Below are 14,806 nucleotides of genomic sequence, written 5' to 3'. Positions count from 1 at the left end.
ATCGGTTTAGACAGATCTTGATAAAAATGAATCAAATGAAAAAACTAATATCAAAAGGAGGATTAGCACTGGCGGTTGCAATGATGCTGATCGGCTACTCCTGTAAAGAAAATTTCCTCGAAATTCCGGCAACCGGACAACTTGATGAAGCGCAGCTTTCGACCAAAAAAGGGATTGAAGGTGTGTTGGTGTCAGTTTACGGACAGCTTAACGGACGTGCAAACCGTATGGCCAGCGCGAGTAACTGGGTTTGGGGAAGTATCCGCGGTGGTGACGCCAACAAAGGAACGGATCCAGGTGACTTTTCTGACATCAACCCGATCCAGCGTTTCGAATATCAGACGACACAAGGTGTGATTTTGGACAAATGGAAAGGAAATTACGAAGGCGTTGCGCGTGCAAACCTCGTGATCAAATTGCTGGGTGTTGCACAAGCTGATGTAACTGAAGATGACAAAAAGAGAATCGGTGGAGAAGCCCGCTTCCTGAGAAGTCACTACTATTTCGAGCTGAAAAGAGGATTCAACAATGTTCCTTTTGTAGACGAAACGAAAGATTACGGAACAGGCATCGAAGCAGTTCCTAACACAGTGGATATCTGGCCTTTGATCGAAGCAGACATGAAGTTTGCTTACGAAAACCTGCCGGAAACACAAGGTGCTGCGGGTAGAGCTAACAAATGGGCGGCTGCCGCTTATCTTGCCAAAATCTACATGTATCAGAAGAAGTTCACCGAAGCAAAAGCGCTTTACGACCTGATCATTGCAAATGGTAAAACAACCAATGGCAAGAAATACGGTCTGGTTGCAAAATTCCAGGACGCATTTAAAGCTTCTAATGACAACAACTCCGAATCTGTATTCGCTATTCAGGCTGCAGCAAACACAGGAAGTGTAAACAATGCAAACCCTGAATTTGACCTTAACTGGCCTTACAACACAGGTCCAAATGGTCCTGGTAACTGCTGCTCTTTCTTCCAGCCGAGCTTCGAATTGGGTAACTCTTTCCGTACAGATGCGACAGGACTTCCTTATCTGGATGGTTCTTACAACAACGCCGGAAAAGAATTGAAAACGGATATGGGCTTGAAATCTTCTGATCCATTTACGCCAGATGCAGGTCCTGTTGATCCACGTCTTGACCACTCAATCGGTCGCCGCGGTCTTCCTTTCCTTGACTGGATCGATCACCCAGGTAACGACTGGATCCGTAACCAGCCAAATGCAGGTCCTTATACGCCTAAGAAATATGCGTATTACAAATCTGACATCGGTTCATTGCAGGATAACAGCTCCTGGACACCAGGTTACACAGCGATCAACGTGAACATTATCCGCTACGCTGACGTGCTTTTGATGGCAGCAGAAGCTGAGATCGAAGTGGGATCATTGGAAAAAGCGAGAGAATATGTAAACCTTGTTCGTACCCGTGCTGCAAATCCTGAAAGCTTTGTAAAAGCGAAAGACGGAAAAGTGGCTGCAAACTATGTGATCAGCACTTACAAAGCGGCTTTCGCAAGCAAAGATGCTGCGCGCTCTGCGGTTCGTTTCGAAAGAAAACTTGAACTTTCAGGTGAAGGCCACCGCTTCTTTGACCTTGTTCGTTGGGAAATTGCTGACTCTGCGATCAATGCTTACCTTGCCTATGAAGGTAAAAAACTAAGCGGCGCTTTGGGCGGAACGAAATTCACAGTGAAGAAAAACGAATTCCTTCCAGTTCCACAGGAGCAAATTGACTTGTTAGGTAAAGATGTACTTGTACAAAACCCTGGCTATTAATACATTTTAGCGTTTGTAATTTAAAAGGAGGTGGTATTAGTTTACCATCTCCTTTTCTTAATTTCGAGAAGTCCAATTTTTTTAAATCCAATGAATCAAATTTTGCCCTCAAAGTATTTGTTAACAGCATTTTTTGCTGCATTGCTATTTTCATCCTGCAAAAAAGAGCTTAAAACATTCACCCAGTTGGATAGTGACGAAACGGGCATTCAGTTCGCCAATCGCATTGCCGAAAATGATACGATGAACATTCTGGCGTTCGAGTATGTGTACAATGGCGGAGGTGTGGCGTTGGGAGATTTTAATAATGATAGCCTGCCGGATGTTTACTTCACCGGAAATTCTGTTGATAACAAATTATATCTGAACAAAGGTGACTTCAAGTTTGAGGACGTTACGCAAAAAGCTGGCGTGGAGGCTAAAAATAAATGGTCAACCGGCGTTGCACTCATTGACATTAATAGTGATAATCTGCTGGACATTTATGTATGCTCGTCAGTTCGGGAAGTGGCCAGCGAGCGAGAAAACCTGCTTTATGTAAATCAGGGTCTGGATAAGAACAAAGTTCCTGTTTTCAAGGAAATGGGAAAAGAGTACGGCATTGCCGACACTACGCACACAACCAACGCCGCTTTTTTAGATTACGACAACGACGGCGATCTGGATCTCTTTTTGGTCGTTAACGAAATGGACGACAATAATTTCCCCAACAGATATCACCAAAAAATCATCGACGGCTCTTCAAGACGAACCGACAGACTCTACAGAAACGACTGGAATGCGGATTTGAAGCATCCAGTTTTTACCAATGTTTCAAAAGAGGCTGGAATCCTGATCGAGGGTTATGGACTGGGCGTCAATGTGACGGATATTAATCAGGATGGCTGGAAAGATATTTACGTCACCAACGATTATCTCACCAATGACCTGCTTTACATTAATAATGGAAACGGGACTTTCACCGACAAAGCGCCGTCCACATTCAAGCACACGTCTCACTCGGCAATGGGCAATGACGTGGCCGACATCAATAATGACGGACTTGTGGACGTAATCGCAGTGGATATGATGCCGGCCACCAACCGCCGGAAAAAAATGATGACGCCCGCAAACAGTTACGTCACTTATCAGAATAACGAGCTTTTTGGCTATCAATATCAGGTGGCGAGAAATACGCTGCAATTGAACCTGGGATCGCCCGACGGGAAAAGCAAAACTCCGGTTTTCAGTGAAATTGGGTTGCTGAGCGGCGTTGCGGAAACGGATTGGAGCTGGACGCCAATGGTTACAGATTTCGACAACGACGGCATGCGGGATTTAATCATCACCAACGGTTTTCCAAAAGACATTACAGATCTGGATTTTATCGCTTATCGTAATGAAGTGTCCAGTTTGGTGGAGCCTTTGGCTATGCTGGAATACATTCCGACTGTGAAAATCGCCAACTTCGCTTTTAAAAATAAGGGCAACCTGGGTTTTGAAGACGTTACTGATCAGTGGGGCTTGGAAACAGCGAGTTTTTCAAATGGCGCTGCTTATGCGGATCTGGATAATGATGGTGATTTGGATTTCGTAGTGAACAATATCAATGATTCTGCATTTGTTTACAGGAATAACAGCATTCAGATCAAACCAGCGGAAAGCAATTATCTGAGGGTTGCGTTTAAAGGAGCGCGTTACAATAAAGCGGGGATCGGAGCCATTGCTGAAATTATGTATGCTGACACCATGCAGCAAATCTCTGAAAAACTCTCCTTACCGGGGTTATTTATCAACTATAGAGCCGGTTGTGCATTTTGGCATTGGCAAAAGCCGGAAAATCGATCATATAAAAGTGACATGGCCGGGTGGTAAAACGCAGGTGATGAGCAACATTCCTGCCAATCAATTAATCACATTCTCCGAGACCAACGCCACCGCTCCTGTGGAATCAGGTGAAAATGTTGAGACGACCGCACCGCTGTTTTCTGACATGACTGCTTCCATTAATCTGCCTTACCGGCATCAGGAAATGGACGTGATTGATTTTAATGTACAGAAACTGCTACCGCACAAACTGTCCCAATTTGGTCCGGCAATGGCGGCTGGTGACGTGAATGGCGATGGGCTGGATGACATTTTTATCGGAGGCGCAGTGAGTTTCAAAGGCAGGTTTCTAATGCAGCAGTCCAATGGGAAATTCAAGGTTTCAGATCTGCTTCCCGGGGTCGAAGGCGCGACAAAGGAAACCGAAGATATGGGTGTGCTTTTGTTTGATGCCGACAATGATAAGGACCTGGATCTCTGCATTGTGAGCGGCAGTTATGAAATCCGCGCCGGTTCTCAAGGGTTAAAAACAATGCTTTATCTGAATGATGGAAAAGGCAAATTCTCATTGGATTCGGCCGCTTTGCCTCAGTTTTTGGTAAATGGCTCTTGCATTAAAGCAGTCGATTATGATAAAGACGGCGATTTAGACCTTTTCATAGGCGGCCGTGTGGAATCCGGGGCATATCCGAAATCGGTTTCAAGCTTTGTGCTCCGCAATGATTCGCAGCAGAACGTTGCCAAGTTTTCAGATGTAACGCAGTCAGTCGCTCCTGAACTGCAAAATATTGGCATGGTTTGCGACGCATTATGGACCGATTATGACAATGATGGCTGGGTGGATTTGCTCGTTGCAGGCGAATGGATGCCGCTTACTTTTTTCAAAAATGAAAAGGAAAACTCGAAAAAAGCGACTACGGGCCTGGAAAACAAAAAAGGCTGGTGGGGAAGCATTACGGCGGCAGATTTTGATAATGATGGCGATATGGATTACATCGCAGGAAATCTCGGGCTTAATTCGCTTGCACGTGCTTCTGAAAACCGGCCTGTGAGCATGTATGCAAAGGATTTCAACAACGACGGCTATTTCGATGCAATTCCAACAGTTTATTACAGAGCCGATGACAACACATACAAAGAGTTTCCCTACAACACGCGCGATGACATGGGCAAGCAGATTATCCAGGTGCGTCAGCGTTTTCAGGAATATAAAAAGTTTGCGCAGGTAAGTTTACCCGAAATTCGAAACCCGAAGAACTCAAAGACGCATTGCACGTGACAGCCAACTGGATGAAAAGCAGTTACATTGAAAACCTGGAAATGGCAAATTTGCCCTGCGCGAACTGCCCGTTCAGGCGCAGGTTGCCCCAATTTTCGGAATGATTGCCGATGATTTCAACCAGGACGGAAATATGGATGTGCTCCTTTCCGGAAATGATTATGGCTCAGAAGTTTCCGTTGGTCGTTATGATGCTTTTTACGGACTCGTGTTAATGGGTGACGGAAAGGGGAAATTCAAACCTACAAGTCTAGCAAAAAGTGGTTATGCAGCCATGGGCAATGCAAAAGGTCTGGTCAAGTTTGCGGCCGGCGGCAACAACTGGATGACGGCAACTTCACAAAACAAGGATTCTGTGCGCTTTCACCTTAGCCACTTTGCAGTTGAGAAATATCCGTTAATGCCAACCGAAACGACTCGTCTTAGTCAAATTGAAAGGCGGGAAAACCAGACGCGAAGAGCCGGGTTACGGGTCATCATTCTTATCCCAGTCGTCTCACTTGCTGTTTTTGCCGGCCAATGCAGAAGGAGCAGTCGCTATTGATTCTAAGGGGGCCAAGCGGGTGATTAAATAGGAAATTCAAATACATAAAAAATAGCCCGAACGATTTTTCGTCCGGGCTATTTTTTATGTAAAGAAAGTAAGCTTTAAAAAATCAAATCACGGTAATTTCCTGCGCTGGCTTTTCCGAACCTGGAATAATGGGCAGGTTGAGGTGCAGGATTCCGTTGGTATATTCCGCCTTAATGTTGTCCGCGTCCACCGTTTCGTCAATTACAAAAGTTCTTTCGAAAGATGTTTTGCTGAACTCATGCCTGATCCAGTTTCTACTGGTGTCCTTTTCATTGTCGGCAACATAAGAGATCATTAACTCGTGTCCCTTAATGCTCACTTTAAAGTCGTCTTTTGCCCGGTCTGGCGCAAAAACCATCAGGTCGTAATCGTTGTCGTTTTTGATAATGTTCACTGGCACCCGGTAATTGTGGCTGCCGCCAAACTGTCTTCCTGAATATTCATGACGCATGCCATAACCACGCTGTCCAAATCTATTTCCGCACATTTTGTTTTCCATTTAGTTGTTAAAAATTGAGTTTTCCTGCTTTGGAGCATCGCGACGAGCGTCCTGTTCCCAATGGCTGCCGCAATCGCGGTAACCATAATGGCCGAACGCCCGGTGATAAAACCGGTGTCCGACGGTGAAGTGTAAGCTGGCCGCTGTGACCAATGCAACGGTCACGCCGAGCAGCATTCTTGTGCTTTTTTTCATGGCTTAGATATTTTTTGGATTTTGGTAAAATGGAGTCTTTAAGTCCTTCTTTTTCCACCATGCGGATGCTGCATTTCAGAAACCGGTCAAAATAGGAGGGGTTATAATGTCTCCACCTTCTGTATCCGCGACCGCGCGCGCCAAACAGCCGGAAAATTGATCCGATAAAGAGAAAAAGAAGAGCACTTTAATAAGCAGGAACGGGATGAGAAATAGGGCAATTCCTGCGAGTAGTCCGCTGCGGCAATGGTTTTCTGAGAATTTGATTTAACATGGCTTTTGAGTTTGCGTTCATGATGTGCACAATGGGTGTACATCATAGCAGACGGCCGGCTCAGATATAATTACTTTAAGGATTTGCTAAAAAAAATAAAAGCCCGGCTTTTCAGGCCGGGCTTTGTTGGGTTATTCATTTTCTGGCGGCTTGCCGCAGCGCCTGCGCGCATTTCCTCCCGGAACTTCTTCCGGTCTTCGTGCCGTCATGCTGCATCCATTTATTTCTCTCACGGCCCTCCGAATCCGCCGCCTTCTCCGGAAAATTTATTGCCGAAGTTTTCCTTGTTCCAGCGACCCGGCCCGCCGCCAAAATTTCCAAACAATATCCTGCACAATACAATGAGCCCCACCGATTGCCAGTAAGTGATCGGATTGACATTGAGCAGGTCAGGCAAAAATCGCGTTCCATAACCAACGCACAAAAGCGCCCAGCAACAAAGCCGCCGCCAATCCGAAAATCGGAAACATCCAAAAACGTTTCTTATATGTATGTCGCTGATTCATGATTGACAAAATTAATAATTTACAAACTCCTGATACACGTTTTCCAGTCTTTGCCGCAAGTGCTGGACCGCATAGCGCTTTCTGGAAATCAATGTTTTGATATTTTCGCCCGTCCTGTCAGCTATTTGCTGGAACGTCTGGTCTTCCAATTCATTCCAGATGAAAACCTGCCGCTGATTCTCAGGCAATTCCTGCAATGCAATGCCCAGCTGTTCCCAGAATAACTCTTTCATATAAACGGTTTCCGGTGTGCCGTCGTCCGCGAGCAGAATGTCTTTGAAATAAAATTCTCCATCCTCATCTTCATAGCCATAATCTTCTAGGGAATCCGGCCTTTGCTTGCGGTATTTGTCGATAATGCGGTTGCGTGCAACACGTAATAAAGCCAGCTTCCTATTTGTTCAATCGCCTCAATCTCAGGCACACTGCTCAGCTGGAACCATACATCCTGCAAAATGTCCTCAGCGTCCTCATCCGTATTGACGCGCTGGCGGATAAAGCCCATAAGCTGCTTGCTATACGCCGCGACAGTCTGAATCATATTTGGCCTTTTTTGTGACAAAATGAAGGTTGGAAGTTGTAATATCTGGCTAGACGTGTGACCTACGAAAATACTTTAAATGCATGAGGATTTTTTTGTGCTGGAAGAGGAAGGACTTAATGAATGGTTATTATTAGAATAGTACAAAGACGGCCGAAAAGCGTATTGTATTTTTCCTTGTCAAATTTCAAACTACTTGTTGTACTTTTGTTATAAACATATAACTATTCTAATATTATTAGATAACAACGAAAAGCAACTTTAACTAACTGAATACTTGGCTATTGCTTTCTATTCGTAATGTTATCTACATTTACATCATCAAACAACGCAAGATTAAGTAAAGCGAGGGTTTGAGAGTGATTTGAAATAATAGATTTAGTATAATATCTGAAAAGTACGAAAGAAAACTCAAACAAGACATTAACATTAGGAAAATGAAAAAGACTATTTTGACAATTCGCAGTTTTGGTGGGAGTATCAGCTGCAAACCTTTCTATCGCCGCAGACAAAGCAAAAGAAAATAACGCATCAATTGAATTGGTGTCAACAAGCGAATTGAAATTCAAACTTACGCTTGATAATGTAAAAAGAAAGATCTTCACTGGTTATCAAAGATTTCAACGGAGACATCGTTTACAGCACGATCCTTCCAAAATCTGAGAATTACTCGAAAATCTTCGACTTGTCAAACCTTGCTGATGGAAATTACAGCTTCATCGTAAACAATGGCAACGAGATTTCTTCAAAACCATTTGTAATTCAAACTGAAACTAAGCGTCTGGTAACAGCGGTTAAATAATTCACACGGACCTGCCCGTCAGAAAAAAAAATGCAGTCACAATCGTGACTGCATTTTGCATTTCTAAGCCTTCTATTTCAGAATTTTAACACTTTCTTCTCCTTACTGCTTTGAAAGGCCAGGTCGATCACACGTGTTGTGCGGATAATTTCTTCGGGCTTCACAGCCAGTTCGGCACCATCGACAATTGCGTCATAAATATTTTGGTAAAATGGCGCATAATCTCCTCGCTTCCACTTTCAACCACGCCTGAAATCCTCACTGTAAAGCTTTCCCAACGATTCTCCGGTTCAACGCCCCAGGGCTTTTCAGTTGGCAAAACGTTTTTGCGCAATGTTTCCTCCTGTGGATCCAGCCCGCCTTTTATAAATGAGCCTTTGGTTCCGTGCAGGTGATAACGCAGGAAATTTTCATAGACCATCAGGCTGGACTTTACGATAACCAGCTTATCTGTATAACCCAGCCGCACATCAAAATAATCATCGATTTCGCTATTGGCCTAACAGACCGAATTTCAGCAGTAACCGTTTCGGGTTCGCCAAAAAGCATCAGCGCCTGATCGATCAGGTGGGGGCCGAGATCAGGAAGGTTTCCACCGACCGGAACGCTCTTTTCTTTCCACGATTCTGTCTGGCAAACAACCGGATCTGAAACGGTCATAACGGCATTCGTATTCGACAATGTCTCCTAATTTATCTTCGGCAATGAGTTTTTTAATGGTTAAAAAGTCAGATCCCAGCGGCGGTTTTGGTAAGCGGTCAGGATTAATCCTTTTTCAGCTGCCACCGCAACGAGCTGGCGTGCTTCCTCTTCTGTCGCTGCAAATGGCTTCTCAATGACCACGTGCTTCCCATTTTCCAGAGCATCCATTGCATACGGAAAATGCGTTTCGTTAGGTGTGCAAATGAAAACGACGTCAATGGATTCGTCGCTTAAAAGCTCTTCTACGGACCGCGCATTGCCAATGTTAGGATCAAATTCCTGTGCTTCGTTTTTACTTCTTTCAACCACTGTTTTGATCTTGAAACCAGGATTGGTGCTAAGGAAAGGAGAATGAAAGTAACGCCCGGACAACCCAAAGCCAATCAACCCAACATTAAGAATTCTTGAAGCCATAATTTTATTTTTAGACAATAATAACAAAGGTAACTTTTGAACGGGAAGCAGCAAGGGGAGAGGGTGCCCGGCCCAGCTTCTGATATTTGAGTTTTAAATTAATGACATTATATTTGACTAAGACATAAAGCTGCTGCCATGACAACCAAGAAAAGAAAATCGATATTATTGAAAAAATCATCAGCACTGACGATGAGAACCTGATTGATATGGTTAATAATCTTCTGGATGTCAAAAAACAAAATTCGGATTTACGTAAACCGGGCTGGGGCAAAGGCATGTTTAATCACGTTTCAGCAGACTTCGACGACTTCATTCCACCCGGATTTCCCTGCTAACATTTCCATTTACAATGAATTATCTCATAGACACACACATTTTACTCTGGCATTCTGACGACAATCAAAAGCTCTGCGACTCAGTGAGCGAAGTCCTTAATTCTCCCCAAACCAGGCTCTACGTGAGTCATGCTACATATTGGGAAATGACCATTAAGAAAGGGCTTGGAAAACTTGACTTGCGAGTTCCGGTTTCACAGTTCCGGCAGATTGCAATGCTTAATTCTTTCCATTCCCTGTCATTCGACAATGAACATTATGACATCCTCGAACAGCTGCCGCAGCTGCATGCCGATCCTTTCGACAGGATGATCATTGCACAGGCAATCGCAGAGAAGCTGACCATTATTACGCAGGATAAAAAATTTGCACTCTATCAACAGCTCGTGCCGATTCTCTGGAATTAACAGAGACTACGGCAATGCAAACGCCACATATTTATCTCCCGACTTTGTGTTTAGCTTCCCACCTCCGCAGGCTATGACGATGAATTGTTTGCCGTTCACTGAATAAGTGCTGGCGGATGCGTGACCGGCTGCGGGCAGATCGGCTGTCCAAAGGATCTTTCCGGTTTCTTTGTCAAATGCCCGGATCTTTTCGTCGCGGCTGGCGGCGATGAAGATTAAGCCACTGGCCGTAATGAGCGGACCGCCGTAATTATCCGTGCCGGTTGGTGGAGTTCCCTTGTCAGTCAATGCTTTGTATTCTCCCAATGGCACTTGCCACCGTCGTTGGCCCGTATTTAGATCCACAGCCGTTAGCGTTCCCCACGGCGGCTCACTTACCGGATAGCCGTTTTTGTCATACCAGCGATTATAGCCCGTGTTGTGAAAAGGAACCTTGCCATTGTTGGTGCTGACAATCGTTTGATCCGTGTTCTTATTTGATAAAAAATCAATGATCAGACTTTTTTCAGCATCCGAAATGTGCGAAAACGACGGCATCATTCCTTTCCCTTTCTGCAAAATGGTCGTGATCTGCTCTTTTGTTAGTCGTTTTTCAACATTTACAAGAGAAGGATATGAGCCATCATGATTTCCGGTTTTATCGGCTCCGTGACATGCAGCGCAATTTAATTGATACAATTTATTCCCGTTAACCGCCTGATCACCTTGCACTTCCTTCTTTTTTAGTGTTGTGTAAACCGGAATTTCTTTGGCCGGAATGTACATGATTCCATTAGGATCAGTTGCCGCGCCGCCCCATTGCGCACCGCCATCCGTGCCGGGATAAAAAATCGTCATATCACCTGTTATAGGAATGTATGCCGTTCCAAATCGCGCCTTTTTGAGTAATCCTTCCAGTGAATCGCGACCAGCTACGAATGCATTTAAATCCTTTGCACCAAAAGTCTGTCGTGTAAAAGGAAGCGGTAATGTTGGGATTGGCTGCGTTTTACTAGGTTTTTCACCTTCCATAGCGTCCGTTCGGAAGGCTGTTTCTTTGATTGGAAACACCGGTTTTCCCGTTACGCGATCGAAGACGAAAATGTAACCTTGCTTTGTAATTTGAACGACGGCGTCGACCTGCTTTCCATTGACATTTAGCGTCACGAGATTAGGCGGACATGGCGGATCGCGGTCCCAAATGTCGTGGTGCACAAGTTGAAATATGCCACAACCGCTTACCCGTTGCCGCGTCCAGCGCAATAAGACAATTGGCAAAAAGATTATCGCCAGGCCTGTTCCCACCCCAGAAATCGAAAGCTGCCGAACCTGTCGGAATGTAGACAATGCCTCGTTTCCGGTCGATGGCCATTCCTGCCCAGGCATTTGCGCCGCCGAACTTTTGCCGTGCAGGCTGCGCAAGCCAGGTGTTATAACCAAATTCACCTTTGTCGGGAATGGTGTGGAATGTCCAAACGAGCTTTCCGGTCAATGCATTATAGGCGCGAACATCGCCCAGAAGCGCAGTTTCATTTTCTGCAACCCTGCCTCCAACAATGATCAGGTTTTTATAGGTCGTGTTCGGCGTGTTGGAAGATATAAAATCGTCTGAGCCAGGCCGTTCAATGCCGGTTTTAAGATTGATCTTTCCGTGATCGCCAAAGGAATCGATGCTTTTCCCGGTTGTTGCGTCGAGCGCATATAACCAGTTTGCAGCACCAAAAAAGATGCGTTTATTCTGATTGTCAGACCAGTAAGTGACGCCTCGGCTCAATGTTCCTGCAACGTCAGGCAGATCGCTTTTCCAAATTTCTTTTCCCGTCGCCGCATCAACGGCAAACGCTTGAATGGAACCCGAAACGCCATAAAGAATGCCATTGATGATGATCGGATTGCATTGGATCTGGCTGCGGTTACGCGCCGTGTCCGCCCCGCCCGAGGCATACGTCCAGGCGACTTTTAGCTTTGCAACATTATCCTTATTAATCTGATTAAGCGCCGAATAGTGGCTCCTTTCACCATTTCCATTGTATTCCGGCCAGTCTACATTGTTCAGCAGCGGAGCCAGCACAAAACCGGACACCACGATGGAAATCAATGAAAATAAGGCCAGACGTTTCATAGTGACAGGTTGCAGTTTATGGTTATGCTTCCTGCCAAAGTTCTTTTGCTCTTTGCAAATCCCTCTTCATCGCGTCGAAAACGACTTTCTTATCCACAGTAATTTTATCAGCGCCCTGATCCGCACCGCCTAGCGGATATTCCAAATGCAGGCAAATAGGGACGTCCACCTTATTGTCTTTCAATAATTTAAAATAGGTTTTGAAATCTACCATGCCTTCACCCAGCGGAACGCTTTTCGGTCCCCATTTTCCATTGGTTTTTTCCCACATAAAATCTTTCAGCACAATGGTTTTAATGCTTGGGCGAATCAGATTAAAACCCGTCTGCCACGAAAGTCCTCCTTCCAATGTCGCATGGCGAATATCATATTGTGCTCCCATGCTCTTCGGGTCGGCTTTTTGTAGAATTTGCCAAATCTCAAACATACTAGCGCCAACCAGCCGTCCCGCATGATTTTGATAACATCCTGTGAGTCCAAGCTTGTTGTTCAACTGACTTAGCTCAGCCATTTTATTCTTATATTCTTCCAGCGATTGTGGAATGGTTTGCTGCTCATTGTATTTATACCAATTCATGCGGTAGTATTTGAAACCTAGCTTGGAAGCCGTTTCAAGCAGTTTTTTGTCAAACCGGATTAGCGGCATCTTCCACAGCCGTGCAAAACATCAGGGGCGTAAAGCCCACTTTTTTCATGGCTTCAGTCGCCTTAGGCAAGTCTGTTTCAACATTTTCTGGCAAAACGTGGCCTTTCGGACGAATCGTTAAGTCAATGCCATCAAACCCGAGCTCCTTAGCCGCATCGGCCATATCGCTATAATTCAGGAAATGCAGGTGTTTTGAGAAAATATTGATCTTAGGAACATCTGCAAATGTCGTTGCCGGTTTTGCAAAAGCATTTTCCGCAATGAATGGCGCTGCCGTTGCGGCCATTGCGCTGTTGATAAGGAAATCGCGTCGTGTAATGTTGTGTGGCATGGGGGTTAGGAGTTTATTTTCATATGAAAATTCAATGATGATAAGTGTGAAAAAATGATTTTTTACTAAATGATGACAATGTTTATGTCCATACGAATGCTCCAAAAAAATTTTTCATAATAAGTATTTTCCGTTGGTTTAAACCAACGGGAATGGGGCATTTGCATCGGAATGGGGCATTTGCATCGGAATGCGGCACGGGATATGGAATTTTTTAGTAGAATATCGGGGTTCTGGGGTTTTGAAAAATATCGGCACTCAATTTCTTGTAACATGGAAATCAATACATTGAATCGCAGAAACTTTCTGAAAGCAGGGGCGGTTATTTCATCTTTCATGATCGTTCCCAGGCATGTTTTGGGGAAAGGATATCTTGCTCCGAGTGATAAAATCGCGCTGGGCTTCATTGGCTGCGGCCGGCAAAGCGGTGGTTTGCGCAACCGTTTTTTAGACACAATGGAAACGCAGATCGTGGCTGCTTCGGACGTGTATGCGATCAAGCGGGAAAGTTTTGTGACCAATGTGAATAAATGGTATGCTGAAAAATCAGGTCAAACAGATTACAAATCTGCCGTCGGTATTGCGGATTTTCGTGAACTGCTTGCCAGAAAAGACATCGACGCCGTGGTCATAGCAGCACCCGATCACTGGCATGCTTCCATGGCGGTGCGTGCTGCTGAGGCCGGCAAAGACATTTATTGCGAAAAACCTTTATCCTTAACGGTGAAAGAAGGACGCGCAATGGTGGATGCCACCCGGAAGCACAAGCGCGTTTTTCAAACCGGCAGCATGCAGCGGTCAGCCAAAGAGTTCACGCAGGCTGTGCAATTAGTGCAAAGTGGCGCAATCGGAAAGGTTAAGCAGGTTTTTGTCAATGTTGGCGGACCGCCGAAAGCCTGGGATCCTGAAAGAAGAAACGAAGCCCGAGGGCCTGAACTGGGAAATGTGGATGGGCCCTAATGCCACGAACAGACCTTATAATAACGAACTCGCTCCTGCGATGGACGCCACATTCTGGCCCAAATGGCGCGATTACATTGAATTTGGCGGCGGCGGAATGACCGACTGGGGCGCGCATATGTTTGACATTGCACAATGGGGACTTGGAATGGACGACAGCGGGCCCGTTGAACTGTTTTATTCCCAGCCGGGGAAAGGCTTGGTTTATAAATATGCCAATGGCTCCGAAGTGGTACACAGGCCGATGGAAGGCAAGCAGCATTGCCATTTTGTGGGAACGGACGGGGAGGTTTTTGTGGCAAGAGGAGAACTGAGAACGACGCCCGAATCACTGAAAGACAAGGTTTTCAACGAAGAAAACTCGAAAGTTTACGTCAGTACAAATCATTATAAAGACTTCCTGAATGCCATACGCACGAGAAAGCCGCCGATTTGTGACGTAGAAGTCGGGCATAGAACGGCCTCAATTTGCAACATTGGCAACATTGCGTACCGGCTGCAGCGTTCATTGGAATGGAATCCCAAAAAAGAAGAGTTCAAAAAAGACGCCGAAGCCAATGCGCTTCTCGGACGTGATATGAAAGCCGAATGGAAAGTGTAAACTTTTGATCAAAAATATATCTCAAAAAACCGGTGGTACGTTAAGCGCGCCT

19 protein-coding genes and 1 pseudogene are annotated in these 14,806 nt (G+C 45.2%); 8 read left to right on the top strand and 12 right to left on the bottom strand.

Translation table 11 applies throughout. From position 1 onward, the window contains the following. Window positions 1-35: 35 nt before the first annotated feature. The 4 genes from AC0IYG_RS26775 (at window position 36) to AC0IYG_RS26760 (ending at window position 5,407) form a co-directional block, all read left to right on the top strand. Window positions 36-1,778: a RagB/SusD family nutrient uptake outer membrane protein gene (locus AC0IYG_RS26775; protein ID WP_471714162.1), complete on the top strand. Its 1,743-nt coding sequence runs from the start codon at window positions 36-38 to the stop codon at window positions 1,776-1,778. 90 nt (window positions 1,779-1,868) lie between these two features. Then, window positions 1,869-3,632: an FG-GAP repeat domain-containing protein gene (locus AC0IYG_RS26770; protein WP_471714161.1), complete on the top strand. Its 1,764-nt coding sequence runs from the start codon at window positions 1,869-1,871 to the stop codon at window positions 3,630-3,632. Continuing rightward, a complete protein-coding gene (locus AC0IYG_RS26765) occupies window positions 3,568-4,863 on the top strand; it encodes an FG-GAP-like repeat-containing protein (RefSeq protein ID WP_471714160.1) in 1,296 nt (431 codons plus the stop codon). The genes AC0IYG_RS26770 and AC0IYG_RS26765 overlap by 65 nt, the downstream gene beginning before the upstream one ends. Before the next feature lie 100 nt (window positions 4,864-4,963). After that, window positions 4,964-5,407, top strand: coding sequence for a hypothetical protein (locus tag AC0IYG_RS26760; protein ID WP_471714159.1), 444 nt, complete (start codon window positions 4,964-4,966; stop codon window positions 5,405-5,407). 112 nt (window positions 5,408-5,519) lie between these two features. On the opposite strand, the gene AC0IYG_RS26755 is transcribed toward AC0IYG_RS26760, so the two are convergent. From AC0IYG_RS26755 to AC0IYG_RS26715, 9 genes are all read right to left on the bottom strand, one after another. Continuing rightward, window positions 5,520-5,924 (bottom strand): Hsp20/alpha crystallin family protein, encoded by a 405-nt coding sequence (locus AC0IYG_RS26755; protein WP_471714158.1) that lies wholly within the window; start codon window positions 5,922-5,924, stop codon window positions 5,520-5,522. Window positions 5,925-5,936: 12 nt separating this feature from the next. Then, on the bottom strand, window positions 5,937-6,131 hold the full coding sequence (locus AC0IYG_RS26750; protein WP_471714157.1) for a hypothetical protein: 195 nt from the start codon (window positions 6,129-6,131) through the stop codon (window positions 5,937-5,939). Window positions 6,132-6,634: 503 nt separating this feature from the next. Next, complete coding sequence (locus tag AC0IYG_RS26745; protein WP_471714156.1) at window positions 6,635-6,829, bottom strand: hypothetical protein; 195 nt, start codon at window positions 6,827-6,829, stop codon at window positions 6,635-6,637. 93 nt (window positions 6,830-6,922) lie between these two features. Further along, entirely contained in the window at window positions 6,923-7,267 is a 345-nt protein-coding gene (locus AC0IYG_RS26740) for a sigma factor-like helix-turn-helix DNA-binding protein (RefSeq protein WP_471714347.1), read from the bottom strand. Next, complete coding sequence (locus tag AC0IYG_RS26735; RefSeq protein ID WP_471714155.1) at window positions 7,231-7,452, bottom strand: sigma factor; 222 nt, start codon at window positions 7,450-7,452, stop codon at window positions 7,231-7,233. Before AC0IYG_RS26735 ends, AC0IYG_RS26740 begins: the two co-directional genes overlap by 37 nt. Window positions 7,453-8,331: 879 nt before the next feature. After that, window positions 8,332-8,424, bottom strand: coding sequence for a hypothetical protein (locus tag AC0IYG_RS26730; RefSeq protein ID WP_471714346.1), 93 nt, complete (start codon window positions 8,422-8,424; stop codon window positions 8,332-8,334). Continuing rightward, entirely contained in the window at window positions 8,415-8,723 is a 309-nt protein-coding gene (locus AC0IYG_RS26725; protein ID WP_471714154.1) for a hypothetical protein, read from the bottom strand. The genes AC0IYG_RS26730 and AC0IYG_RS26725 overlap by 10 nt, the downstream gene beginning before the upstream one ends. Then, window positions 8,687-8,935 carry a Gfo/Idh/MocA family protein gene (locus AC0IYG_RS26720; RefSeq protein WP_471714153.1) on the bottom strand — a complete coding sequence of 83 codons (249 nt, stop codon included), beginning with the start codon at window positions 8,933-8,935 and terminating at the stop codon, window positions 8,687-8,689. Before AC0IYG_RS26720 ends, AC0IYG_RS26725 begins: the two co-directional genes overlap by 37 nt. 39 nt (window positions 8,936-8,974) lie before the next feature. Next, window positions 8,975-9,370, bottom strand: a complete 396-nt coding sequence (locus tag AC0IYG_RS26715) for a Gfo/Idh/MocA family protein (protein WP_471714152.1) — start codon at window positions 9,368-9,370, stop codon at window positions 8,975-8,977. Between the two features lie 209 nt (window positions 9,371-9,579). Between AC0IYG_RS26715 and AC0IYG_RS26710 the strand changes: the two genes are divergently transcribed. Both AC0IYG_RS26710 and AC0IYG_RS26705 read left to right on the top strand, forming a co-directional pair. After that, window positions 9,580-9,708, top strand: a complete 129-nt coding sequence (locus AC0IYG_RS26710) for a hypothetical protein (RefSeq protein ID WP_471714151.1) — start codon at window positions 9,580-9,582, stop codon at window positions 9,706-9,708. Window positions 9,709-9,722: 14 nt separating this feature from the next. After that, window positions 9,723-10,115 (top strand): type II toxin-antitoxin system VapC family toxin, encoded by a 393-nt coding sequence (locus AC0IYG_RS26705; RefSeq protein WP_471714150.1) that lies wholly within the window; start codon window positions 9,723-9,725, stop codon window positions 10,113-10,115. A 6-nt stretch (window positions 10,116-10,121) separates the two neighbouring features. Here AC0IYG_RS26705 and AC0IYG_RS26700 read toward each other — a convergent pair. From AC0IYG_RS26700 to AC0IYG_RS26690, 3 genes and pseudogenes are all read right to left on the bottom strand, one after another. Beyond that, a pseudogene (locus AC0IYG_RS26700) lies at window positions 10,122-12,216 on the bottom strand (outer membrane protein assembly factor BamB family protein). A gap of 22 nt (window positions 12,217-12,238) precedes the next feature. Further along, window positions 12,239-12,862 carry a sugar phosphate isomerase/epimerase family protein gene (locus AC0IYG_RS26695; RefSeq protein ID WP_471714149.1) on the bottom strand — a complete coding sequence of 208 codons (624 nt, stop codon included), beginning with the start codon at window positions 12,860-12,862 and terminating at the stop codon, window positions 12,239-12,241. After that, window positions 12,843-13,193: a twin-arginine translocation signal domain-containing protein gene (locus AC0IYG_RS26690; RefSeq protein ID WP_471714148.1), complete on the bottom strand. Its 351-nt coding sequence runs from the start codon at window positions 13,191-13,193 to the stop codon at window positions 12,843-12,845. Before AC0IYG_RS26690 ends, AC0IYG_RS26695 begins: the two co-directional genes overlap by 20 nt. Before the next feature lie 273 nt (window positions 13,194-13,466). On the opposite strand from AC0IYG_RS26690, the gene AC0IYG_RS26685 reads away from it, so the two are divergent. Further along, window positions 13,467-14,153 (top strand): Gfo/Idh/MocA family protein, encoded by a 687-nt coding sequence (locus AC0IYG_RS26685; protein WP_471714147.1) that lies wholly within the window; start codon window positions 13,467-13,469, stop codon window positions 14,151-14,153. Then, window positions 14,143-14,754, top strand: a complete 612-nt coding sequence (locus AC0IYG_RS26680) for a hypothetical protein (protein ID WP_471714146.1) — start codon at window positions 14,143-14,145, stop codon at window positions 14,752-14,754. The genes AC0IYG_RS26685 and AC0IYG_RS26680 overlap by 11 nt, the downstream gene beginning before the upstream one ends. The last annotated feature ends 52 nt before the right edge of the window (window positions 14,755-14,806 follow it).

This window comes from Dyadobacter sp. AC419, assembly GCF_979253085.1.
Note: the sequence above shows the minus strand (reverse complement) of the source record. Positions and strands in the feature narration are given on the sequence as shown.

What these genes read in the sequence shown, in the direction of transcription:
- AC0IYG_RS26680 (WP_471714146.1), top strand. Translation starts at nt 14,143, where the DNA reads ATGGGCCCTAATGCCACGAACAGACCTTATAATAACGAACTCGCTCCT.
- AC0IYG_RS26760 (WP_471714159.1), top strand. Translation starts at nt 4,964, where the DNA reads ATGATTGCCGATGATTTCAACCAGGACGGAAATATGGATGTGCTCCTT.
- AC0IYG_RS26715 (WP_471714152.1), bottom strand. Translation starts at nt 9,370, where the DNA reads ATGGCTTCAAGAATTCTTAATGTTGGGTTGATTGGCTTTGGGTTGTCC.
- AC0IYG_RS26710 (WP_471714151.1), top strand. Translation starts at nt 9,580, where the DNA reads ATGGTTAATAATCTTCTGGATGTCAAAAAACAAAATTCGGATTTACGT.
- AC0IYG_RS26755 (WP_471714158.1), bottom strand. Translation starts at nt 5,924, where the DNA reads ATGTGCGGAAATAGATTTGGACAGCGTGGTTATGGCATGCGTCATGAA.
- AC0IYG_RS26770 (WP_471714161.1), top strand. Translation starts at nt 1,869, where the DNA reads ATGAATCAAATTTTGCCCTCAAAGTATTTGTTAACAGCATTTTTTGCT.
- AC0IYG_RS26775 (WP_471714162.1), top strand. Translation starts at nt 36, where the DNA reads ATGAAAAAACTAATATCAAAAGGAGGATTAGCACTGGCGGTTGCAATG.
- AC0IYG_RS26735 (WP_471714155.1), bottom strand. Translation starts at nt 7,452, where the DNA reads ATGATTCAGACTGTCGCGGCGTATAGCAAGCAGCTTATGGGCTTTATC.
- AC0IYG_RS26690 (WP_471714148.1), bottom strand. Translation starts at nt 13,193, where the DNA reads ATGCCACACAACATTACACGACGCGATTTCCTTATCAACAGCGCAATG.
- AC0IYG_RS26750 (WP_471714157.1), bottom strand. Translation starts at nt 6,131, where the DNA reads ATGAAAAAAAGCACAAGAATGCTGCTCGGCGTGACCGTTGCATTGGTC.
- AC0IYG_RS26685 (WP_471714147.1), top strand. Translation starts at nt 13,467, where the DNA reads ATGGAAATCAATACATTGAATCGCAGAAACTTTCTGAAAGCAGGGGCG.
- AC0IYG_RS26695 (WP_471714149.1), bottom strand. Translation starts at nt 12,862, where the DNA reads ATGCCGCTAATCCGGTTTGACAAAAAACTGCTTGAAACGGCTTCCAAG.
- AC0IYG_RS26705 (WP_471714150.1), top strand. Translation starts at nt 9,723, where the DNA reads ATGAATTATCTCATAGACACACACATTTTACTCTGGCATTCTGACGAC.